This is a genomic window from Weizmannia sp. FSL W8-1119 (assembly GCF_038008605.1).
In the GTDB taxonomy this organism is placed as follows: domain Bacteria; phylum Bacillota; class Bacilli; order Bacillales; family Bacillaceae_C; genus Weizmannia; species Weizmannia coagulans.
On sequence record NZ_JBBOZL010000001.1, the window covers coordinates 1,134,143 to 1,157,415 of the forward strand.

Sequence of the window (23,273 nt, forward strand, 5' to 3'; positions counted from 1 at the left end):
GAAATGATGGAGATTGTAAAATATCCTGCCGCTGTTTTGGAGGAAAAATGCAAACGGGTCACGGCATTCGGCCCGTCTTTAAAAGCGGTACTGGATGAAATGCATGAAACGATGCTTGAAGCGGACGGGGTCGGCCTTGCCGCTCCGCAAGTCGGCATCAGCCAGCAAATCGCCGTTGTCGATACCGGCGATGGGACAGGCCGGATTGACCTCATCAATCCAAAAATCGTAACAAGGCGCGGGGAACAGACCGATGTCGAAGGCTGCCTGAGCTTTCCCGGCGTTTACGGCACGGTTCAACGCGCCCGTTATGTGAAAGTAAAAGCACAGGACGCAAACGGAAAGGCGTTCACGATTGAAGCGGAAGATTTCCTTGCCCGCGCTTTGCAGCATGAAATCGACCATCTGCACGGCGTTTTGTTTACGTCCAAAATCATCGATTATGTGGATGAGGAAGACTTGGTTTTTGAGGAGGATGATACCGAATGACGAAAGTGGTGTTTATAGGGACGCCGGAATTTGCCGTGCCGGTTTTACAGACGCTGATCCGCGACGGGTACGAGGTCATTGGGGTTGTGACACAGCCGGACAGGCCGGTTGGCAGAAAACAGATCTTAACGCCCCCGCCTGTAAAACGGGAGGCGGAAAAGCACGGCATTCCGGTTTTTCAGCCGGAAAAATTGCGCCAGCCGGAAAGCCTCGCCCGCATTTTGGCACTCAAGCCGGATGTTGTGGTTACATGCGCGTACGGGCAGATTTTGCCGAAAGCATTGCTTGATGCGCCCCCGTTCGGCTGCATTAATGTCCATGCGTCACTGCTTCCGGAACTGCGCGGCGGGGCGCCGATCCATACAGCCATTTTACAAGGGAAGAAAAAGACCGGCGTAACCATTATGTATATGGCGGAAAAACTCGATGCCGGCGACATCTTCAGCCAGCGGGAAGTCGAAATTGAAGAAACCGATGATGCCGGCACCCTCCATGACAAGCTGAGCAAAGCGGGTGCTATGCTTTTATCCGAAACGCTTCCGAAAATCCTGGCAAAAGAAATTGTGCCGGTGCCGCAGGATGAACAGAAGGCGACGTTTGCCCATAATATTACGCGCAGCCAGGAAAAAATCGATTGGAAAAAACCGGGGGAATCCATTTACAACCAAATCAGGGGCCTGTGCCCGTGGCCGGGTGCCTATACCGTACATGGCGGAAAAACGTTTAAAATATGGAAGAGCGAAAAAGTGCCGCTTTCCGTTCATGCGGAACCGGGCACCATCGTCACGATAAAAAAAGACGGGATCGTGGTCGCAACGGGCAGCACAACTGGCATTAAAATTACGGAACTGCAGCCTGCCGGGAAGAAACGGATGGCGGTTGCGGAATTTTTAAACGGTTCAGCGGGCGGCCTTGCACCCGGGATGAAATTTGGAGATGAAGATGAGTAAAGACCGGAAAAATGTTCGCGAAGCAGCGCTTGAACTTTTGGAGGCAGTGGAGAAAAACGAGTCGTACAGCAATTTGCTGCTTGACCGCTATATTGAAAAATACCGGTTCCACGGCCCTGACCGGGCGTTGCTTACGGAAATCACTTATGGCACGTTGCAGAGAAAGCAGACACTGGACTATTTTCTCGCCCCGTTTTTGCGCAAAAAAATTGAAAATTGGGTGCGGATTTTGTTGCGCTTGTCTATATATCAAATGGTATACTTAGATAAAATCCCTGACCGCGCGATTATTTTTGAAGCGGTGGAAATCGCCAAAAAACGCGGCCACCGCGGGATTTCCGGAATGGTCAACGGCGTTTTGCGCGCCATCCAGCGCGGGGGGCTCAGAAGTTTAGAGGAAATAGAAGACCCGCTTGAAAGATTATCGGTGGCAACGAGCCATCCGCACTGGCTTGTGGCAAGATGGGCGGAAGCTTACGGCTATAAAACAACGAAAGAAATGTGTGAAGCAAACCTGATTCCGCCGTTACAGACAGCAAGGGTGAACCTGAACCGGGCATCCGTGGAAGAAGTCATCGAAAAACTGGTACGGGAAGGGTTTACCGTTGAGCGGAGCCCGGTTATTCCGGAAGCTGTCCGGTCGCGAAAAGGTAATCTTGCCCGTTCGGCATGCTTTAAAGAAGGGCTCTTCACCATCCAGGATGAAAGTTCGATGGCGGTTGCCTATGCGCTTTGCATCCAGGAAGGCCAGCGGATTTTGGACGCTTGTGCGGCACCGGGCGGCAAAACCACCCATATTGCGGAAAAGTTGGAAGGAACGGGGGAAGTAATCGCGCTCGATCTCCATCCCCATAAGGCCAAACTGGTCCGGGAAAACGCAGAGAGGCTCGGTACCGGACAGGTCGAAGCGGTTGCGATGGACAGTCGGGATGCAGGCGCCCATTTTGAAAAAAACACTTTTGACCGCATTCTTGTCGATGCGCCGTGCACAGGTTTTGGGGTTCTGCGGCGGAAACCGGATATCAAATATGCGAAAACCGTTGACGATATCCATGCGCTAAAGCAGGTCCAGCTTTCAATTTTATCGGGCGTGTCGGGACTGTTAAAACCGGACGGCATCTTAGTTTTCAGCACCTGCACCGTCGACCGGGAAGAAAATGAAGGGACGATTGAAACATTTTTGCAGGAACATCCGGAATTTGAACCGTATCCGCTGCACGTCCCTGAAGCAATGGAATCTTTAGTTGACGGATACCGGATGCAGATTTTTCCGCAGGACTTCGGCGGGGACGGTTTTTTCATCGCTAGTATCCGCAAAAAGGCCGGTAAAGCATAGGCTTGCCCGATGATAAACACGTCAAAGAGTATGAAGGTGGGGGTATAATGGAATCTGTCTATAAAACGGATAAGGGCAGAGTAAGGCAGCATAACGAAGACAATGGGGGAGTCTTTGAAAATGCCGGCGGCGATCTCCTTGCGATTGTTGCAGATGGCATGGGCGGCCATCGTGCGGGTGACATTGCGAGCGGCATGACGGTGCAATGTTTTAAAGAAGCGTTTGAAAAATTCGGCCCGGTTGCCGATGCGGAATCCGCAGAGGCGTGGCTTTCTGAGACGATCCGCGAGGTGAATGCCCGTTTATTTGATCATGCCGCCCATCACCCTGAATGCGAAGGAATGGGCACCACACTGGTTGCAGCGGTCTGCACCGAGCGCTTTATTTCCATCGCCAATATCGGAGACAGCCGCGGCTATATTTTTAATGAAAACGGCTTCCAACAGCTGACGGAAGATCATTCGCTGGTCAATGAACTCGTCAAAACCGGCCAGATTTCAAAAGAAGATGCCGAAAATCACCCGCATAAAAATGTGATTCTGAAGGCGCTTGGGACGGAAGATTCGATCTCGCCCGACTTAAAAACGATTGTATTTGAAGAAAATGATACTTTGCTGCTTTGTTCAGACGGCCTGTCGAATAAAGTGCCGACGGAAGTGATGAAAGAAGTGCTTGAAAAAGATCTGCCGCTCGGGAAGAAAGCGGAAATGCTTGTGGATTATGCCAATGAAAACGGCGGGGAAGACAATATTACGATTGTGCTTCTGGCGTCCGGCCGCAATAAAGGCGGGTGCCATTCATGCTAATCGGAAGACGGATCAGCGGCCGCTACAAAGTCAAAAGCCTGATCGGCGGCGGCGGCACGGCAAACGTCTATCTGGCCCGCGATATGATTTTGGACCGTGATGTGGCCGTCAAGGTGTTGCGCCCGGATTTTGCAGATGAGCCGGAGTTTATCCAGCGTTTTCACAGGGAGGCCCAATCGGCAACGAGCCTGGTCCATCCGAATATTGTCAGTATTTATGATATCGGCGAAGAGGATGATTTAAATTATATCGTCATGGAAAATGTTGAGGGCATGACGCTAAAACAATACATACAGCAAAACGGCCCGGTTTCCGTTGAGAAAACGCTGGACATTATGGGGCAGCTTGCGGCGGCGATCGCACATGCCCATGACAACCATATTATCCACCGTGACATTAAGCCGCAAAATATTTTAATCAGCCATGACGGTGTTGTGAAAATTACGGACTTCGGGATTGCCATCGCTCTATCCGCTACTTCGATCACCCGGACAAATGCCGTGCTCGGTTCGGTCCATTATCTTTCCCCCGAGCAGGCAAGGGGCGGTGTTGCCACATATAAATCGGATATATACGCACTCGGCATCGTGATGTTCGAGCTTTTAACGGGAAGGATTCCTTTTTCGGGGGAATCTGCCGTTTCCATTGCTTTAAAACATTTGCAAAGCGAGACGCCGTCGCTGAAAAGGTGGAATCCCGATATTCCCCAAAGTGTTGAAAATATTGTTTTAAAAGCAACGGCGAAAGATCCGTTTTACCGTTATAACAGCACCGAAGAAATGGGGGAGGATATCCGGACCGCACTCCTGCCGGAAAGGCTCAATGAACCGAAATTTGTGATTTCAGAAGACGAAGGTCAGACGAAAATTATGCCGGTGATTTCCGAAGTGGCTGCCGGCCCCGACCGGAATGAAGAAACCATTATCGCAAATCCGGCCGGAGAAAATGAAAAAGAAAAGAAACCGGACACAAAGCGGGACAAAAAAGAGAAAAAACGGCGAAAAAAATGGCCGTTCGTTGCCGGCGCTCTCGCCTTTCTGCTCGTGCTTGCCGGTCTTGCCGCCTTGCTGCTGCCGTCCCTGCTCGGCCCGAAAACCGTCAGCGTCCCGGCAGTATCAGGCAAAACGGCTGATGCTGCCGCCGCCGTGCTTACGGCGCACGGCCTGAAAACCGGGGAGAAGATTAAAACAACAAGCGAAACGGTACCAAAGGGGCAGGTCATCAAAACGGATCCCGAAGCCGGGGAAAAAATCAAAGAGGGGACAAAAGTTTCCCTTTACATTAGCACGGGAAAAGAAACATTTGCCCTGTCCGATTATACCGGCAGGCAGTTTGACGACGTCGTGAATTTATTGAGCGGGGAACATTTTAAAGACATCGATAAAGAAGAAGTGTACGATGACAGTGCACAAGGGACCATTTTGTCGCAGGATCCCGCGCCCAATAAAAAAGTGGTGCCGGAAAGCACGGTGCTTACCTTTACTGTGAGCAAAGGCCCGGAAACTTATGCAATTGGGGATTTAACCGGGTTTTCAAAAAAACAGTTGGACGCATATGAAAAAACATCCGGTTTTTCCATTGAATATGCCGGAAAAGATTATTCGGATACCGTGAAAAAGGACCATGTCATTTCGCAATCCCCGCAGCCGGGAACCGAGCTGAAGAAGGGCTCGGTAGTAAAAGTGACCATCAGCAAAGGGCAGAAAGAAATGCCGCCAAAGACGGTTACAAAAGAAGTAACGATCCCGTATGAGCCGGATACGGATTCCGCCGGGAGCACAAATGAAAACCACAGCGAAAGTTCCGGTTCGGACGGAAACAGCCAGCCCGGTGACAGCAACGGGCAATCAAGCGGAAATGATGCCGGCAGCAAAACAGATGCAACTGCACAAGAAGACCCGAAACAGGAAGTGCAAATTTATATTGAAGACATGAACCATTCGATGTCCGCACCTGTTCAAACGTTTGAGATTACGAAAACGGTGAAAAAGCAGCTGGAGTTTACCATTGAGTACGGGAAAGAGGCAACATATAAAATCATGAGGGACGGCAAAGTCATCGCCGAAGAGACCGTTCCGTATCCAAACTGAGAAAGCGCCGGGCCGTACCCCGGCGCCTCCCCGATTTGAAAGTGCCGGAGAGATGGAGGTGGATGTATGGCAGAAGGAAAAATCATCAAGGCTTTAAGCGGATTTTACTATGTGAAAAATCGTGAAGACGGCGAAATTTACCAATGCAGGGGCAGAGGCGTCTTCCGGAAAAAGAAAATCACCCCGCTCGTCGGGGACCATGTCGAATTCCAAAAAGAAAACGGCCGGGAAGGTTATATTTTGGACATCGGCGAAAGAAAGAATGAACTCGTGCGCCCGCCGATTGCCAATGTGGATCAGGCTGTTTTGGTTTTTTCCGCAAAAGAACCGGACTTTCATACGCTGCTTTTGGACCGTTTTTTAGTCCCAATTGAAAAGAACCTGATCCGCCCGCTTATTCTGATCACAAAATGCGATCTCCTGGGCGCGGAGGAAAGAGAAAGGCTGCACGGTACGCTTGAAGTATACCGGCAAATCGGTTACCCGGTTATTTTCTCATCGGCGAAAACAGGCGAAGGGATAGATGCTTTGCTTTCGGCATTGAAAGGAAACATCACCGTCTTTTGCGGTCAGTCTGGAGTGGGGAAAACGTCCATTCTCAACCGTCTGGACCCTGCTTTGGATTTAAAAACAAATGAAATCTCCACGCATCTGGGCAGGGGGAAGCACACCACCCGCCATGTTGAACTGCTGCCGGTCGGAGGCGGGCTCGTGGCGGATACGCCGGGTTTCAGCTCACTGGACTTCACTGGTGTGGAATTGTCCGAGCTCGGGGACTATTTTCCTGAAATCAGTGAAAAATCGGCCGGCTGCAAGTTCCGCGGCTGCCTGCATGAAAACGAGCCGCATTGTGCGGTAAAAGCTGCTTTGGCCGAAGGGGAGATCGCTTCATTCCGGTACAGCCATTACATCAAGTTTCTTCAGGAAATTAAAAACAGAAAGCCGAGGTATTGACGATGGTAAAAATCGCACCCTCTATTTTGTCTGCAAATTTTGCGAAATTGGGAGAGGAAATTAAAGATGTGGAGGAAGGCGGAGCGGACTGGATCCATATTGATGTGATGGACGGCCATTTTGTGCCGAACATTACGATGGGGCCGCTTGTTGTCGGGGCGGTGCGGCCGGTCACAAAGCTTCCGCTCGACGTCCATTTGATGATTGAAAATCCGGACCAGTATTTGGTAGCTTTTGCGAAAGCAGGGGCAGACACGATTTCTGTCCATGTGGAAGCGTGCAGGCATCTCCACCGGACGATCCAGGAAATCCGGTCTCTTGGGGTAAATCCGGGCGTTGTCTTAAATCCCGCAACACCCATCGAATGGATTGCGCCGATCCTGGGGGATGTCGGCCTTGTATTGCTGATGACGGTCAATCCCGGGTTTGGCGGACAGGCTTTTATTGAATCCGTTGTCCCGAAAATTGAGAAACTGTACCGTTTAAAAGAAGAACAGGGGCTTGCATTTGACATTGAAGTTGACGGCGGCATCGATCCGGAAACAGCGCAAAAATGCAAACAGGCCGGTGCAACGGTGCTGGTTGCGGGCTCCAATATTTTTAAAAGCAAGAACCGGAAACAAGCGATCCGGGTATTAAAATACGGGCAGTAAAACAACAGCCGGGGTTCATCCGGCTTTTTCCGCATGAAAAGCCTGCGGGGAGCGGACAAAGATTGTCTTAAATCCATCGTATAAAAGGGGAATGAGGCATGGAAAAGAAAATCTATATTTTAGCAGGCGGCCCGCCCGAAAATGTGCCGGATCTTGCGCCATATGCGGAGGACAAACGGGCGGCATGGGCAGGTGTGGACAGGGGCGTGCTGCATTTGCTTAAACAAGGGATCATCCCGGAAATGGCCTTTGGCGACTTTGATTCCGTCAATCAGGAAGAATGGGGCTGGATCAACCGGAAACTTCAGCATATCCGGAAATTCCAGCCCGAAAAAGATGAGACCGATATGGAGCTGGCCTTGATGTGGGCCATCAGCCGGAACCCGGAAGTGATCCGCATTTTCGGCGCTACCGGCGGGCGGCTCGACCATGCTTTTACCAATGTCCTTTTACTTGTGCATGAAAAAGTTTTGCAATTTAAAGGGAAAATAGAGATGATCGACAGGCAGAACCGCGTGGAAATGTTTTTGCCCGGAACTTATACGATTGAAAAAATCGATGCGTATCCGTATGTTTCCTTTCTCCCGTTGACAGAAGAAGTAGAAGGGATCTCATTAACCGGATTTAAGTATCCGCTTGAAAATCGGCATATTGTAAGGGGCACCACCCTTTGTGTCAGCAATGAACTAATCCGGGATTTTGGTACTTTTTCTTTTTCAAGCGGCATATTAATGATGGTAAGAAGCCATGATTAATGATATTTCATGAACAAGCAGGCTGTATCCTTTTCGCTTACGCATGAATATAATGTGCGGGAGACCCGGATTGTATTTGAATGGGGAGGGACATACATGAAATTTTATACGATTAAACTGCCTAAATTTTTGGGCGGTATTGTAAGGGCCATGCTGGGGACTTTTAAAAAAGGGTAAGAGATAAAATCGACGCATGGCGGTTAGAAGGGGCAGTTCATTTTATACAGCGGGAAAATCGGCGGCGCGCCGGTTTTTTTGCCGCAAATTACAAAAAAACAGGAAACCGGATACCCGGTTTCCTGTTTTTGCATTATACACGTTCGACTTTTCCGGATTTCAAAGCGCGGGCGGAAACCCAGACGCGTTGCGGTTTGCCGTCCACCAGAATGCGCACTTTTTGCAAGTTCGCTTTCCAGGTGCGTTTGTTTGCGTTCATGGCGTGAGAACGTTTATTGCCGGATACCGTTTTACGTCCTGTAATTGCACATTTTTTCGGCATTGTATTCCCTCCTCCTGTTGCGAAGCAGAAATAGAACATATTTATGCTTTCATCTCTTCATTTTTCGTTAAAAATTCACTATAATAATTTATCATATTGGAAGGCACAATGCAAGTCCTGCCAGAGTGCATACATGCAGGGCACCCTGTTTTGTGGTAAACTATAACAATGCAGGCCTGCTCTGCTTTCCATGTACCCTGTCTTATAGTACAATGGCGGTAGCAGGTCAAATCCGGTTTGGAAACAGTGAAGATAAGGGGGAGCGATTTATGCCGATTGAAATAAATACGCATTACGGAAAAATTGATATATCGAATGAAGTCGTCGCCACAATTGCGGGAGGTGCCGCCATTGACTGCTTCGGCATTGTCGGAATGGCCTCGAAAAATCAAATTAAAGACGGCATTACAGAAATCCTGCGCAAAGAAAACTTCTCGAGGGGCGTCATTGTGCGTCAACAGGATGAAAGAGTGGAAATTGACATGTATATTATTGTGGGCTACGGGACAAAAATTTCCGAAATTGCCCGCAACGTCCAGCAAAAAGTAAAATATACGCTGAATCAAACAGTCGGCTTATCAGTTGACGCCATTAATATTTACGTTCAGGGCGTGCGTGTCGCGAACCCGTAACGAGGAGGAAATTTTGTGGTTACATCACTGGATGGAAAGCGTTTTGCAGAAATGGTCATACAAGGGGCGAACCATCTTGCGGCAAACGCCAAGACGGTTGACGCCCTGAATGTATTCCCTGTCCCTGATGGCGATACGGGAACAAATATGAATTTAACGATGACTTCCGGTGCAAAGGAAGTGCAAAAAAATGTCCAGGCGCATATCGGTGCGGTTGCCGCAAGCTTTGCAAAAGGGCTGCTGATGGGCGCGCGGGGAAATTCGGGCGTGATTCTGTCCCAGCTGTTCCGCGGCTTCTCCAAATCGATTGAAACAAAAGCGCATATCTCCGCAAAAGAGTTTGCAGCGGCTTTTCAGGCCGGGGTCGAGAGCGCTTTTAAGGCAATCATGAAGCCGGTTGAAGGAACGATTCTCACGGTTGCAAGGGAAGCGGCCAAAAAAGGTGTGCAAACGGCGAAAACCGAAAAAGATCTGACGGCAGTCATGGAAGCGATCCTCGGGGAAGCGAAAACGACGCTGAGCCGGACGCCGGACATGTTGCCGGTGTTAAAAGAAGTCGGCGTGGTCGACAGCGGCGGCCAGGGGCTTGTTTTTATTTATGAAGGTTTTCTTGCCGAGTTAAAAGGGGAAGAGCTGCCGGATACACCGTCCGTCATCCCGTCAATGGACGAGCTCGTAAACGCCGAACACCATAAGCATGTGCAGGACTTTATGCGTACGGAGGATATCAAATATGGGTACTGCACGGAAATCATGGTCAGGCTCGACCGCTCGAAACCGTCCGCCAAGGCATTCTCAGAGGAGCGGTTCCGCAGTGATATGAGCCGCTTCGGGGATTCCCTCCTTGTCATTTCGGATGATGATATCGTTAAAGTCCATGTCCACACTGAGCGCCCGGGGGATGTTTTGAACTATGGACAGCAATACGGCAGCCTCATTAAATTAAAAGTGGACAATATGCGTGAGCAGCACAGCGCGATCGTCGGCGAAACGCATCATGCGCTTGTTGGCGAAAACGGAGCGGAACGGGAGAAAAAAGAAAAGAAAGACTACGGTGTGATTACGGTTGCCATGGGGGACGGAATCGCTGCGCTGTTTAAAAGCATCGGCGCCGATGTTGTCATTGAAGGCGGCCAGACGATGAACCCGAGCACCGAGGACATATTGAAAGCCATTGAAGAGGCGAACGCAAAACAAATCATCATTTTGCCGAACAATAAAAATATCATCATGGCAAGCGAGCAGGCAGCTGAACTGGCGGAAGAAAAAGTAGCCATTGTCCCGTCTAAAACCGTGCCGCAGGGAATGGCGGCGCTGCTCGCATTTAACCCCGGGCAGCCGCTTGACAAAAACGTCCAAGCAATGGAAGAAGCGCTCGGCCGCGTGAAATCCGGCCAGGTCACCAATGCGGTCAGGGATACGAATATTGACGGCATCTCCATCAAAAAAGGGGATTATATGGGCATTTATGAAGGGAAAATCGTCAAAACGAGCCCTGCCCTGTTGGAAGCATCCGGGCAGCTGCTTTCGCACATGATCGGCGCAGAAGATGAAATTGCCACCGTCATATACGGAAAAGATGTCAGCAAGGAGCAGGTTGGCGAACTCGTTTCCTATATCGAAACCAACTGGCCGGAGATGGAAATTGAAGTCCATGAAGGCAGGCAGCCGTTATATTCCTTTATTTTTGCAGTGGAATAGGGGTGCTTGCCTGCATACTATAAAGAGAGCTTGCTGAATACGAAAAAGTGCACCATTTGCTGCCGTTTGTTTTCATCTGTTGCAGCGCTTTTAAAAGTGCAAAGCTTTCACCCATCTTTTGCTCCATTGTTGTAAAAAGGCTTAGGATGCCTGGCGAACCGGCCAAACCAACATCCGGTTTTGCCCGGCAAGCTTTAAAATCAGCACAACGGCGGGTGCGGCCTGAAAAACGGCGCGCGCCCGCCGGCAATTGAAATTACGGAAAAAGCACAATAATGTGGGTGTGATGCGCAATGAAATATAAAAGTGTTTTTGATATTATCGGCCCGGTTATGATCGGGCCCTCAAGCTCCCATACGGCAGGTGCCGCGCGCATCGGCCGGGTGGCGAGAAGCTTATTCGGCAGGCAGCCAAAATGGGCAGACATCCATTTTTACGGATCGTTCGCGACCACCTATAAAGGGCACGGTACAGACGTTGCCATTGTCGGCGGCCTGCTCGATTTTGACACGGATGATGAACGGATCAAATCTTCTCTTCAGATTGCGGAACAGTTCGGGCTTACGGTGAAGTTTCTCGTGGAAAGTGCCGTCCCGGACCACCCGAACACGGTAAAGATCCGGATGGGCGACGCATCGGGAGATATGGAACTGACCGGTATCTCAATCGGCGGCGGAAAAATTGAAGTAACAGAACTGAACGGCTTTGAGCTACACTTATCCGGCCACCATCCGGCCGTGCTCGTCGTCCACCAGGATCGCTACGGGGCGATTGCGGCCGTATCCAATATTTTATCGGCACATGAAATCAATATCGGCCATATGGAAGTGTCGCGCAAAGAAGCCGGAAAGATGGCATTGATGGCCATCGAAGTGGACCAGAATCTCGATGATGCCGTCATTGAAGAAATCAAGCGGCTCCCGAACATTACCCAGGTTGCAAGAGTTGTAGATTAGATGTGAGAAAAAGGCGCAGCTGCTAAGCAGGCGGCGCTTTCTTTTGGCTGTCTTTTGAAATGTGCGTGCATCCTTGCCTGTGCCAGGAGAAGCAGCATGGATATTGAAGGAGGGTAATGATGTTTCGGAATGTTGCTGAGCTTGTAGAACTGGCCGAACAGAAAAATAAAAAAATTTCGGAAATTATGATAGAGCAGGAAATGGAAGTAACCGGAAAATCCAGGGAAGCCATCATAAAAAAGATGGATGAAAATCTGGCTGTTATGGAAAAAGCAGTTGAAAAAGGAATTGCCGGTGTCCGCTCCCACTCGGGGCTTACGGGCGGCGATGCCGTGCTGCTGCAAAAATATATTGAAAAAGGCAATTTCTTATCTGGCGCAACCATTTTGGATGCCGTCAGCAAAGCCGTTGCGACAAATGAAGTGAACGCGGCAATGGGAACGATTTGCGCAACGCCGACGGCCGGTTCTGCCGGCGTTGTGCCGGGAACGCTCTTTGCGGTCAAAAACAAGTTGCACCCGACGCGTGAAGAAATGGTCCGTTTCTTATTTACATCCGGCGCATTCGGATTTGTGGTGGCCAATAATGCGTTTATTTCCGGCGCAGCAGGCGGCTGCCAGGCAGAAGTCGGATCAGCTGCCGGGATGGCTGCCGCGGCCATTGTCGAGATGGCGGGCGGCACACCGGAACAATGCGCCCATGCAATGGCCATTACTTTGAAAAATATGATCGGCCTGGTGTGCGATCCTGTGGCCGGCCTTGTGGAAGTGCCATGCGTGAAACGGAATGCAATGGGAGCAGCCAATGCGATGGTTGCGGCAGATATGGCGCTTGCCGGCATTAAAAGCCGGATCCCTTGCGATGAAGTGATTGATGCGATGTACCGCGTCGGGCAGCAGATGCCGACTGCGCTCAAAGAAACGGCGCGTGGAGGCCTGGCGGATACGCCGACCGCCCGGAAACTGGAAGCAAAAATTTTCGGTATGCCGCTTGATCTGCATGAATAGCCCGCTTGATCAGTCGGTAACCGTCTTAAAAGGGATCGGCGAAGAAACGGAAGCAAGTCTCGGGCAGATGGGGATTTTCACCATTTATGACCTGCTTACTTATTTCCCTTTCCGGTATGAAGATGACCGGCTCAAAGATTTGCGTGAAGTCCGGCATGATGAACGGGTGACGGTGACGGGGAGGGTGCATAGCGAACCCTCCCTCATCTATTATTCAAAAAAACGGTCACGCCTGTCGATGAAAGTGTTCGCAGGCGATTTTCTCATTACGGTTGTCTGTTTTAACCGGCCGTATCTGAAAAAGAAAATCCATATTCATGATGAAATTACGGTTACCGGAAAATGGGACATGCACCGGCAGACGATTACGGCCCAATCCTTAAAAACAGGCACGGCCGATCAAACGTCCGGATTCGGGCCGATCTATGCTGTGAAAGGAAAAATGACGGTAAAAACGTTACGAAAATACATCGAGTCTGCTTTTCGCGCGTTTGGCGGCGAAATCGAAGAAGTTCTGCCGGCAGAAATGCTTGCAAAATATAAATTAATGCCGAAAAAGCAGGCCATGTATGCGATGCACTTCCCAAAATCGGAACAGGAAGTGAAAATGGCAAGAAGGACCATTGTATACGAAGAGTTTTTGGCTTTTCAGCTGAAGATGCAGGCGTTAAGGAAATTCGAGCGCGAACATTCAAACGGCCGGGCCATCCGCTATGATGTGCGGAAATTAAGAAATTTTATCGGCTCCTTGCCGTTTCCATTGACGGACGCCCAGAAAAGAGTGGTAAACGAAATTTGCGCGGACATGAAGTCGCCGTTCCGTATGAACCGTCTGCTCCAGGGGGATGTCGGCTCCGGGAAAACGGTCGTCGCTGCGATAGCACTATACGCTGCGGTGACGGCGGGATTTCAGGGGGCGTTGATGGTACCGACGGAAATTCTTGCCGAGCAGCATGCCGAATCGCTTTGCCAGCTGCTCGAACCGCACGGCGTCCGGGTCGCTTTACTGACGAGCACTGTAAAAGGGAAACGGAGAAAAGCGCTTTTGGAACAGCTCGGTACAGGCGGCGTCGATATTTTAATCGGCACGCATGCTTTAATCCAGGAAGATGTGGCATTTTCCCGGCTCGGCCTTGTGATCACGGATGAACAGCACCGGTTCGGGGTTGAGCAAAGACGGATCCTCCGCGAAAAAGGGATGAATCCGGATGTGCTTTTTATGACGGCAACGCCCATTCCGCGGACGCTTGCCATCACCGTGTTTGGCGAAATGGATGTTTCTGTTATTGACCAGATGCCGGCCGGCCGCAAAAAGATTGAAACGTACTGGGTGAAGAACAATCAGTTCGAAAGGGTGCTCAGCTTTATCGAAAAAGAGCTCAAAAAAGGCAGACAGGCGTATGTCATCTGTCCGCTCATCGAGGAATCCGATAAGCTTGACGTCCAGAACGCGATTGATGTGTATGCCATTTTAAACCAATATTTTAATGGCCGGTATATAGCCGGGCTGATGCATGGCAGGCTGCCGGGCGATGAAAAGGAAGCGGTCATGAAAGCGTTCAGCCGCAACGAAATCCAGGTGCTTGTGTCAACAACGGTTGTCGAAGTCGGCGTCAATGTGCCGAATGCGACCATTATGGTCATTTATGATGCCGAACGGTTCGGCCTTGCCCAGCTTCACCAGTTGCGCGGCCGCGTCGGCAGGGGCGATGCGCAATCGTATTGTATTTTGCTCGCTGATCCAAAAACGGAAATCGGCAAAGAGCGGATGAAAATTATGACGGAAACGGACAACGGCTTTGTTTTGAGCGAAAAAGACCTCGAGCTTCGCGGGCCCGGCGATTTTTTCGGAAAAAAACAAAGCGGGCTGCCGGAGTTTAAAGTGGCCGATATGGTCCATGATTTCCGGGCGCTTGAAACAGCCAGGCAGGATGCACAGCAATTGATCAGTTCCGATGCATTCTGGCATGGCCCGGCTTTTTCGCATTTGCGGAATCAGCTTGAAGCATCAGGTGTGCTGGAAGGGGAAAAACTGGACTAAAGGAAGTTTGCGTTTTGCCAGGGCAGCTATTGGCAATTCTTGCAAACTTCCTATTCTTTCTATATACTACGATTAGTACCAAGTCCTAAAATTTCGGATGGTGTCACCCATGAAAATGAAAAAAAAGGACCGGCAGCAAAGTTTGCAGGAAACCATTAGGCGGAATCCTTTTATTACAGATGAAGAACTGGCGGATAAATATCATGTCAGCGTGCAGACGATCCGCCTTGACCGGCTGGAACTTTCCATTCCGGAACTGCGGGAAAGGATCAAAAACGTTGCTGAAAAGCGGTTCGCAAATGAAGTAAGAGCGCTGCCGATTGAAGAAGTCATCGGGGAAGTGATCGATATCGAACTGGATCACAGCGCCATCTCTATTTTTGATGTCAAAAAAGAACACGTTTTTAAGCGAAACGCCATCGCCCGCGGGCATCATCTGTTTGCACAGGCCAACTCGCTTGCCGTTGCCGTCATTGATGATGAACTTGCCCTCACGGCGAAAGCCACCATCCGGTTTTTGCGGTCCGTGAAAATCGGCGACCGCGTCATTGCCAAGGCAAAAGTGGCGAACGTCAATCAGGAAAACGGCAGAACGACGGTGTTTGTTGAAAGTTATGTCGGCCGTGACCTCGTCTTTAAAGGCGAATTTGAAATGTACCGGGATCATGCCGGAAAAGAAGAGAATGCTTAATGCCGCTTCACGCGGACAGGTGAACCATTTTCCCAGGGACCGGCAACCCCGGTTGCCGCACGGCCGGGAAAACTTTCACACGGGAAAAGCTTGATTTAGAAACGGGGCTGAATAGAATGAAATTAGCAATTGACGCAATGGGCGGGGATTATGCCCCAAAAGAAATTGTACTGGGCATTAACAAGGCTGTAAACGCATTTCCGGACACAGAGTTTATCCTGTTCGGGGATGAAACGCAAGTCAGGAAGGAACTGGAAACGTCCAGCCGCGTTGTCGTTGTCCATACCGATGAGGTAATATCCGGGACAGACGAGCCGGTGCGGGCCGTCCGCCGCAAAAAAAATTCTTCCATGGTGCGCATGGCCCAGGCCGTGAAAGACGGGGAAGCGGATGCGTGCATCTCGGCCGGAAATACGGGCGCTTTAATGGCATCCGGCCTCTTTGTGGTCGGCAGGATTGAAGGGATTGAAAGGCCGGCCCTTGCCCCGGTGCTCCCGACAACGGACGGGCGCGGTTTTATCATGCTCGATCTTGGTGCAAACGCGGAAGCCAAGCCGGAACATTTGCTGCAGTTTGCCATCATGGGCTCGCTGTATGCCGAAAAGGTAAGAGGCTTAAAAAATCCGCGCGTCGGCCTCTTAAATATCGGGACGGAAGAAAAGAAAGGCAATGAATTAACAAAAAAAGCATTTCAACTTTTAAAAGAAACCGATTTGAATTTTACCGGCAATGTCGAAGCCCGCGATCTACTCGAGGGGGTGGCGGATGTCGTCGTCACAGACGGGTTTACCGGCAATATGGTGTTAAAAACGATTGAAGGCACGGCCGGATCCTTGTTTTCCATGATCAAAAAAGTGTTCATGCACAATTTGAAGACAAAATTGGCCGCTGCAATGATCAAATCAGAACTGTCGGGCCTGAAAAATATCATGGATTACTCGGAATACGGGGGATCGGGCTTAATGGGGCTGAATGCGCCGGTCATCAAAGCGCACGGTTCCTCAAACGCCAATGCAATTTACAATGCAGTGCGGCAGGCGCGTGAAATGGTGCAGTCTGACGTCACCGGCAAAATCAAACACGCAATTCAACAACTTGAACAAAAGTAAGGATGGAGGAAAAAAGATGGGGAAAATAGCGTTTGTCTTCCCGGGGCAGGGATCCCAGACGGTTGGCATGGGGCAGTCGGTCGCCGGTGCAAATGAAAAAGCGGCGGCTGTTTTTCAAAAAGCAGACGAAAAGCTCGGGATGGACTTATCCGGGCTCATTCAAAACGGCCCGCTGGACAAACTGACCCGTACCGAAAATGCCCAGCCGGCGCTTTTATCGGTAAGCACTGCCATTTTACAGGCGCTTCAGGAAGCGGGCATCCATGCAGATTTCACAGCCGGGCACAGCCTTGGCGAGTATTCGGCGCTTGTGGCAGCCGGCGCTTTGTCCTTCGAAGATGCCGTATATGCGGTGCGCAAACGCGGGGAATACATGGATGAAGCATTCCCGAACGGTGCCGGGGCAATGTCCGCCGTGCTCGGGCTCGGCCGCGGCGTGCTGCAGGAAGTCGCAGAAGAAGTGAGCAGTGAAGGGGAAACGGTCCAGCTCGCGAATTTGAACTGTCCCGGACAGATTGTTATTTCCGGGACAGCGGCCGGAATTGAAAAAGCGGGCGCACTTGCAAAGGAAAGAGGGGCGAAACGCGTCCTCCCGCTTCAGGTAAGCGGGCCATTCCACTCCAAATTGATGGAGCCGGCAGCGGAAAAGTTTAAGGCGGTTCTTGACGGAATTGCAATCCGGGATGCGGCGGTTCCTGTGATCGCCAATGTCGATGCCGAAGTGGAAACGGGCGCTGTGGACATCAAAGCAAAATTAATCCGCCAGCTCTATTCCCCTGTTTTATGGGAAGATTCCGTTAAAAAAATGATCAGCCTCGGCGTTGATACCTTTATTGAAGTCGGGCCGGGCAAAGTGCTATCCGGATTAATCCGGAAAATTGACCGCAGCGTAAAAACATATGCCGTCCAGGATATGGAAACCCTGGAAGCTGCGGTTGGCGCGCTGCAAAAATAATGGAGGAGGAGACCGAATGCTTTTAAAAGACAAAGTTGCGCTTGTGACCGGCGCGTCACGTGGCATCGGCCGTGAAATCGCGCTTGCGTTTGCCGCTTCCGGCGCGCATATTGCGGTCAATTATGCAGGAAATGCTGAAAAAGCGGAAGAAGTGGCAAACGCCGTCCGTTCTTTCGGTGTGGAAGCTTTTGCCATCCGGGCAGATGTTTCGAATGAAACGGAAGTACAGGAAATGTTCAGGCAGGTGCTGGAAAAATTCGGCAAACTTGATATATTGGTGAATAACGCCGGCATCACCAGGGATAACCTTTTGATGAGGATGAAAGAAGCAGAATGGGATGCCGTCATCGATACCAATTTGAAAGGGGTCTTCCTGTGCACAAAAGCGGCGGCGCGGCCGATGATGAAGCAGCGGAGCGGCAAGATCATTAATATTGCCTCGGTTGTCGGCATCAGCGGCAACCCCGGCCAGGCCAATTATACCGCTGCCAAAGCCGGTGCCATCGGGCTAACGAAAACGGCGGCGCGTGAACTGGCAAGCCGCGGCATTACCGTAAATGCCATTGCCCCGGGCATGATTGAGACGGATATGACGGATAAACTGCCGGAAGACATCAAAGAAGGCATGCTGGGCCAAATCCCGCTTTCCCGTTTCGGCAAGCCAGAAGATGTGGCAAAGACTGCCCTGTTTTTGGCAAGCAGCAGTTCCGACTACATTACTGGGCAAACGATCCACGTTGACGGCGGAATGGTGATGTAACGTTTGCAGCCAAGCTTGATTTTAACTTTCGCTTTATTAATTATAAAAAATCCTCTATAATACCTTGAGGGGAGGTGAACCGCATGGCAGACGTATTAGAGCGTGTGACAAAGATCATCGTTGACCGCCTTGGTGTCGAAGAATCCAAAGTTACACTGGAAGCGAAATTCAAAGAAGATCTTGGCGCTGATTCCCTTGATGTAGTGGAATTGGTGATGGAATTGGAAGATGAATTCGGAATGGAAATTTCCGACGAGGATGCTGAGAAGATTGTAACAGTGGGTGACGCTGTAAATTACATACAAAATCAGCAGTAATCGTCTTCATGTAAAATGTCCCGCCCCATAAGCGGGACATTTTTCTCTAATCCGGCCTGAGGATGGTAAATGGGCAAAAAATGCAACCCCTTTTTGCCTATTTACGACCGCCCGGGTCCCGAAGATGCCTTTGCGTTCAGCAGTATTTTTCTATATATTTAAGTTAAGTGAAACTACATCAAGATATCGGGTGGATGAACGATGGTAAAAAAAATAAAATCAGATGAAGAGCATATAGTAAACAAATTTGGCAAGCTGCAGGAACAGCTTGGGATTCATTTTCAAGACGGAAACCTGCTGAAACAGGCCTTTACGCATTCCTCCTATGTGAACGAGCATCCGGAAAAGCGCAGGCACGACAATGAAAGGCTTGAATTTTTAGGCGATGCCGTCCTGGAATTGACCGTTTCCCATTATTTATTTAAGCGGTTCCCGTCGATGAACGAAGGGGAAATGACGAAATTGCGGGCGTCCGTCGTCTGTGAGCCGTCTCTTGTCATTTTTGCCAATGAGCTGCACTTTGGCGAGTATATCCTGCTCGGCAAAGGCGAGGAAATGACCGGCGGCAGAACGCGCCCGGCCCTTTTAGCCGATGTGTTTGAAGCGTTTATCGGCGCGCTTTATTTGGACAAGGGGTTAAAGGCTGTTGTTTCCCTCCTTGAAAAAGTCGTATTCCCGAAAATAGACGAAGGGCTCTTCAGCAGCACGGCGGATTATAAAAGCAAGTTGCAGGAGTACGTCCAAAAAAGAACATCCGGTGTGTTGGAATACACGATTCTCGATGAACGCGGCCCTGCGCATGACAAGGAGTTCGTCTCCAGAGTGTCGCTGAACAGCAAGGCGCTCGGGACAGGAAAAGGCCGCTCCAAAAAAGAAGCGGAACAGCAGGCTGCGCAAACGGCTTTATCCAATTTGCAGAAAGAAGAAAAAAAGAAGCCGTGAGGAATGGAGGGGGAATGGATTGTTTCTGAAACGTCTCGACGTGATCGGATTTAAGTCATTTGCGGACCGGATTTCCATAGAATTTGTCCCAGGCGTGACAGCGGTTGTCGGCCCGAACGGCAGCGGCAAAAGCAATGTGATCGACGCCGTCCGCTGGGTGCTCGGTGAACAATCAGCGAAAAGCCTGCGCGGCGGAAAGATGGAAGATGTCATTTTTGCCGGCAGCGATACAAGAAAACCGTTGAATTTTGCAGAAGTGACGTTAACGCTTGAAAACGAAGGCCGCGCCCTTCCGATCGATTACCAGGAAGTAAGCGTGACAAGGCGGGTGTACCGTTCAGGGGAAAGCGAGTTTTATATCAATAAACAGCAGTGCCGGTTGAAGGATATTGTGGAATTGTTTATGGATTCCGGCCTTGGCAAAGAAGCTTTTTCCATTATCAGCCAGGGGAAAGTGGAAGAAATTTTAAACAGCAAAGCGGAAGAACGCCGCAGCATTTTTGAAGAGGCAGCCGGCGTTTTAAAATATAAGACGCGCAAGAAAAAGGCGGAAGTGAAGCTTGCCGAAACGCAGGATAACTTAAACCGTGTCAGCGATATTCTCTATGAACTGGAAAGCCAGCTTGAGCCGCTGAAAATGCAGGCATCGGCCGCAAAAGATTATCTGGAACAAAAGGAAGCATTGAAAAATTATGAAATTGCCGTTTTGGCGTATGAGATAGAATCGCTGCATGGCGAGTGGGAATCGCTTAAGTCGCAGCTTGAAGCGCACCGGGACAAAGAAGCGGGGCTCTCTTCCGAAATCCGCAAACAGGAAGCGCAGCTGGAAGAAAAACGCAATCAGCTGGATGCGCTCGATGAATCGATTCAAGATTTGCAGAATGTGCTGCTTGCAGCGACAGAAGAGCTGGAAAAACTTGAAGGGCAAAAAGAAGTGCTGAAGGAACGCAAAAAAAATGCCAGCGAGAACAAAGCCCAGCTTGAAAAAAATATAAAAGAAGCGGAGAACACTTTAAAAGAACTGGAAGCCCAAAAGGAAAAGATTTTGCAAACGGCGGCGGAAAATGAACAAGCCTTATCGGCCCTGAAAGAAAGTGTGAAAGAGAAGGAAGCGGGCCTTTTCCGCCTCAGCACGAATCTGGAGGAAAAAATTGAGTCTTTAAAAAGCGACTATATTGAACTGCTGAACGAGCAGGCAAGCGGAAAAAATGAAAAGCGCATGCTCGTGCAGCAGATGCAAACGTCGTTAAACCGCCTCAGCCGGCTTGAAGCCGACAACCGGAAATATGTCGAAGAACGGGAAAAGGTGCGGGAAAAGAAAAAAATGGCGGCCGGCCGCCTTGCAGAAATCAAACAGGAGCTGGAAGCGGCTGCCGGTGCCTATATGGAAAAACAAAGGCAGCTGGAGTCCGTCAACAGCCGGTATCAAAAACAGGAGTCCAATCTGTATCAGGCATACCAATATTTGCAAAAAGCGAAATCACGCAAAGAAACGCTTGAAGAGATGGAAGAGGATTATACCGGCTTTTACCAGGGCGTGCGCGAAATTTTGAAAGCCCGTGGCAAACAGCTGGAAGGCATTGAAGGCGCTGTGGCCGAGCTGGTCCGGGTGCCCGCGCCTTACGAAAAAGCGGTTGAAACTGCACTGGGTGCTTCGATGCAGCATATTGTGACAAAAACGGAACGGCATGCACGCTGTGCCATTGCATTTTTAAAAGAGCGGAAGGCCGGGCGGGCGACTTTTTTGCCGCTCGATATTATCAAGCCCCGGGCCATTCCGGAAGCAAGCCTCAAATCGCTCCGCAATGAAGAGGCATACGTCGGCGTGTGCGCGGAGCTTGTCCGCTTTGAAAGCCGCTACCAATCCATTGTGTCCAATCTGCTCGGCCATGTCCTTGTTGTCCGTGATTTAAAAAGTGCAAACAAAATCGCCAAAATGCTCGGGTACCGCTACCGCATCGTGACGCTTGACGGGGATGTCGTCAATCCGGGCGGCTCGATGACAGGCGGGGCTTCGAAACAAAACAGCGTGTCGCTCCTTTCGAGAAAAAGCGAACTGGAAGCACTAAAAGAAAAGCTTGCCGGGATGGAAAAAACAACGATGGCGCTTGAAACGGAAGTCAAAGCATTAAAAGCCGAAGTTTCCCGCGTGCAACAGGAGCTGGATGAAGCGAGGAAAAACGGCGAAGCGCTGAGGCTTGGGGAACAGCAGGCGAAAGCGGAACTGGAACGGCTTGCGGTTGAAGAAAAAAATCTGGATGAGCACCTGCTCGTCTACGATATGGAAAAACAAGAGGCGGAAAAACAGCAAGATGAAGCCCGCAAACGGGTCGGCGAACTGGAAAACATGCTGGCGCGTACTGGCGAAAAAGCGCAGGAATTGGAAGCGGAAATTGAAGCCCTGACCGTAAAGAAAAACGATGATTCGACGGCAAAAAGCCGGCTCCAGGGCGAACTCAGCGATTTAAAATCAACGCTTGCCGTAAAGATGGAGCAGGCGGCGCGCGACCGAGAAGAACTTGCGCGGCTGGACCGCGAAATCAAGGAGTGGGCGGCACGTAAAGCGCGTTATGATGAGCAGTACCACTTTCTTACGGACGAATCGGAGAAGCACCACATGTCGGAAAGCGAACTGGCGGAAGCGGCTGAACAAAAAGCGCGTGACAAAAATGATACGCTCGCCTTTATCGCCGTGCGCAGGGAAGAACGGGCCCGGCTGACAGCAGAGATGGAAGACCTGGAACGCGGCCTGAAAGAATGGAAACGGCAGCAAAAAGGGCTCCAGCAGGCCATTCAGGATGAAGAAATCAAAGCAAACCGGCTGGATGTGGAACTTGAGAACCGGCTTCAAAGGCTCCGCGAAGAATACACGCTCACCTTTGAAGCCGCGAAAGAAGCCCGCCCGCTCAATGTTTCCCTGGAGGAAGCGCGCAAAAAAGTGAAGCTGATCAAACTGTCGATTGATGAGCTTGGCGCCGTCAATCTCGGCGCGATCGAAGAATATGAGCGCGTATCGGAACGCTACCGGTTTTTAAAAGAACAGGAGACCGACCTGCTTGAAGCAAAAGACACCCTTGACCAGGTAATTACGGAAATGGACGGCGAAATGGTCCGCCGTTTCGATGAGACGTTTAATGCCATCCGGAACGAATTCGAACCGGTTTTCCGGGAGCTTTTCGGCGGCGGGAGAGCGGACTTGAGGCTGACGGACCCGAAAGATTTGCTTACGACAGGCGTGGAAATTTTCGCGCAGCCGCCGGGGAAAAAACTGCAAAATCTCGGGCTGCTTTCAGGCGGCGAAAGAGCGCTGACCGCGATCGCGCTTTTGTTTGCGATTTTGCGTGTGCGCCCGGTGCCGTTTTGCATTCTCGATGAAGTGGAAGCCGCGCTGGATGAAGCCAATGTATACCGGTTCAGCAAATATTTGAAACAATTCAGTGCGGAAACCCAGTTTATTGTCATCACCCACCGGAAAGGAACAATGGAAGAAGCGGACGTCCTTTACGGGGTGACGATGCAGGAATCCGGCGTATCGAAACTTGTGTCGGTCAAACTGGAAGAGTCAACCGATCTCGCTTTTCAAACGTCTTAAACAGGGCGAATCAGCGCCGGGTTTAAAAAGTAGCGCCC

The 23,273-nt window shown here is 50.4% G+C and carries 22 protein-coding genes; 21 read left to right on the forward strand and 1 reads right to left on the reverse strand.

Annotated elements, in window-relative coordinates; translation table 11 throughout:
- The first annotated feature begins 3 nt into the window (after positions 1-3).
- The 9 genes from def to spoVM all read left to right on the forward strand — a co-directional run bounded on the left by def (position 4) and on the right by spoVM (position 8,210).
- On the forward strand, positions 4-489 hold the full coding sequence (def, locus tag NSQ19_RS05380) for a peptide deformylase (protein ID WP_340702531.1): 486 nt from the start codon (positions 4-6) through the stop codon (positions 487-489).
- Positions 486-1,439 (forward strand): methionyl-tRNA formyltransferase, encoded by a 954-nt coding sequence (gene fmt, locus NSQ19_RS05385; RefSeq protein WP_237349175.1) that lies wholly within the window; start codon positions 486-488, stop codon positions 1,437-1,439. Before def ends, fmt begins: the two co-directional genes overlap by 4 nt.
- On the forward strand, positions 1,432-2,775 hold the full coding sequence (gene rsmB, locus NSQ19_RS05390) for a 16S rRNA (cytosine(967)-C(5))-methyltransferase RsmB (protein ID WP_118499383.1): 1,344 nt from the start codon (positions 1,432-1,434) through the stop codon (positions 2,773-2,775). Before fmt ends, rsmB begins: the two co-directional genes overlap by 8 nt.
- 47 nt (positions 2,776-2,822) lie before the next feature.
- Positions 2,823-3,581 (forward strand): Stp1/IreP family PP2C-type Ser/Thr phosphatase, encoded by a 759-nt coding sequence (locus NSQ19_RS05395; RefSeq protein WP_041818939.1) that lies wholly within the window; start codon positions 2,823-2,825, stop codon positions 3,579-3,581.
- Positions 3,575-5,671 carry a Stk1 family PASTA domain-containing Ser/Thr kinase gene (pknB, locus tag NSQ19_RS05400; RefSeq protein ID WP_340702532.1) on the forward strand — a complete coding sequence of 699 codons (2,097 nt, stop codon included), beginning with the start codon at positions 3,575-3,577 and terminating at the stop codon, positions 5,669-5,671. Before NSQ19_RS05395 ends, pknB begins: the two co-directional genes overlap by 7 nt.
- A gap of 66 nt (positions 5,672-5,737) precedes the next feature.
- Positions 5,738-6,625: a ribosome small subunit-dependent GTPase A gene (gene rsgA / locus NSQ19_RS05405; protein WP_133535928.1), complete on the forward strand. Its 888-nt coding sequence runs from the start codon at positions 5,738-5,740 to the stop codon at positions 6,623-6,625.
- Positions 6,626-6,627: 2 nt separating this feature from the next.
- The gene (rpe, locus tag NSQ19_RS05410; RefSeq protein WP_340702533.1) at positions 6,628-7,278 is read left to right on the forward strand and encodes a ribulose-phosphate 3-epimerase; all 651 of its coding nucleotides are present in this window, start codon (positions 6,628-6,630) and stop codon (positions 7,276-7,278) included.
- Between the two features lie 98 nt (positions 7,279-7,376).
- Entirely contained in the window at positions 7,377-8,033 is a 657-nt protein-coding gene (locus NSQ19_RS05415; protein ID WP_013859044.1) for a thiamine diphosphokinase, read from the forward strand.
- Positions 8,034-8,129: 96 nt separating this feature from the next.
- Positions 8,130-8,210 carry a stage V sporulation protein SpoVM gene (spoVM, locus tag NSQ19_RS05420; RefSeq protein WP_017551496.1) on the forward strand — a complete coding sequence of 27 codons (81 nt, stop codon included), beginning with the start codon at positions 8,130-8,132 and terminating at the stop codon, positions 8,208-8,210.
- A 133-nt stretch (positions 8,211-8,343) separates the two neighbouring features.
- On the opposite strand, the gene rpmB is transcribed toward spoVM, so the two are convergent.
- Positions 8,344-8,532 (reverse strand): 50S ribosomal protein L28, encoded by a 189-nt coding sequence (gene rpmB / locus NSQ19_RS05425; RefSeq protein WP_013859045.1) that lies wholly within the window; start codon positions 8,530-8,532, stop codon positions 8,344-8,346.
- Between the two features lie 269 nt (positions 8,533-8,801).
- Here rpmB and NSQ19_RS05430 point away from each other — a divergent pair, with 269 nt between their 5' ends.
- From NSQ19_RS05430 to smc, 12 genes are all read left to right on the forward strand, one after another.
- Entirely contained in the window at positions 8,802-9,164 is a 363-nt protein-coding gene (locus NSQ19_RS05430; RefSeq protein WP_019722007.1) for an Asp23/Gls24 family envelope stress response protein, read from the forward strand.
- Between the two features lie 15 nt (positions 9,165-9,179).
- Positions 9,180-10,865 (forward strand): DAK2 domain-containing protein, encoded by a 1,686-nt coding sequence (locus tag NSQ19_RS05435; RefSeq protein WP_017552955.1) that lies wholly within the window; start codon positions 9,180-9,182, stop codon positions 10,863-10,865.
- Between the two features lie 293 nt (positions 10,866-11,158).
- Positions 11,159-11,821, forward strand: a complete 663-nt coding sequence (sdaAB, locus tag NSQ19_RS05440; RefSeq protein WP_340702534.1) for an L-serine ammonia-lyase, iron-sulfur-dependent subunit beta — start codon at positions 11,159-11,161, stop codon at positions 11,819-11,821.
- A 119-nt stretch (positions 11,822-11,940) separates the two neighbouring features.
- Positions 11,941-12,828, forward strand: a complete 888-nt coding sequence (gene sdaAA / locus NSQ19_RS05445) for an L-serine ammonia-lyase, iron-sulfur-dependent, subunit alpha (protein ID WP_133535935.1) — start codon at positions 11,941-11,943, stop codon at positions 12,826-12,828.
- A complete protein-coding gene (recG, locus tag NSQ19_RS05450; protein ID WP_161655066.1) occupies positions 12,821-14,869 on the forward strand; it encodes an ATP-dependent DNA helicase RecG in 2,049 nt (682 codons plus the stop codon). Before sdaAA ends, recG begins: the two co-directional genes overlap by 8 nt.
- 109 nt (positions 14,870-14,978) lie before the next feature.
- Positions 14,979-15,560: a transcription factor FapR gene (fapR, locus tag NSQ19_RS05455; protein WP_013859051.1), complete on the forward strand. Its 582-nt coding sequence runs from the start codon at positions 14,979-14,981 to the stop codon at positions 15,558-15,560.
- A 116-nt stretch (positions 15,561-15,676) separates the two neighbouring features.
- Complete coding sequence (plsX, locus tag NSQ19_RS05460) at positions 15,677-16,669, forward strand: phosphate acyltransferase PlsX (RefSeq protein ID WP_195850435.1); 993 nt, start codon at positions 15,677-15,679, stop codon at positions 16,667-16,669.
- Between the two features lie 16 nt (positions 16,670-16,685).
- On the forward strand, positions 16,686-17,624 hold the full coding sequence (gene fabD, locus NSQ19_RS05465; RefSeq protein ID WP_017553264.1) for an ACP S-malonyltransferase: 939 nt from the start codon (positions 16,686-16,688) through the stop codon (positions 17,622-17,624).
- A 16-nt stretch (positions 17,625-17,640) separates the two neighbouring features.
- A complete protein-coding gene (gene fabG, locus NSQ19_RS05470; RefSeq protein WP_013859054.1) occupies positions 17,641-18,384 on the forward strand; it encodes a 3-oxoacyl-[acyl-carrier-protein] reductase in 744 nt (247 codons plus the stop codon).
- A gap of 83 nt (positions 18,385-18,467) precedes the next feature.
- Positions 18,468-18,701, forward strand: a complete 234-nt coding sequence (gene acpP, locus NSQ19_RS05475; RefSeq protein WP_014095485.1) for an acyl carrier protein — start codon at positions 18,468-18,470, stop codon at positions 18,699-18,701.
- 201 nt (positions 18,702-18,902) lie between these two features.
- On the forward strand, positions 18,903-19,643 hold the full coding sequence (rnc, locus tag NSQ19_RS05480; protein WP_013859056.1) for a ribonuclease III: 741 nt from the start codon (positions 18,903-18,905) through the stop codon (positions 19,641-19,643).
- Positions 19,644-19,662: 19 nt separating this feature from the next.
- Positions 19,663-23,235, forward strand: a complete 3,573-nt coding sequence (smc, locus tag NSQ19_RS05485) for a chromosome segregation protein SMC (protein WP_340702535.1) — start codon at positions 19,663-19,665, stop codon at positions 23,233-23,235.
- Positions 23,236-23,273 lie beyond the last annotated feature (38 nt).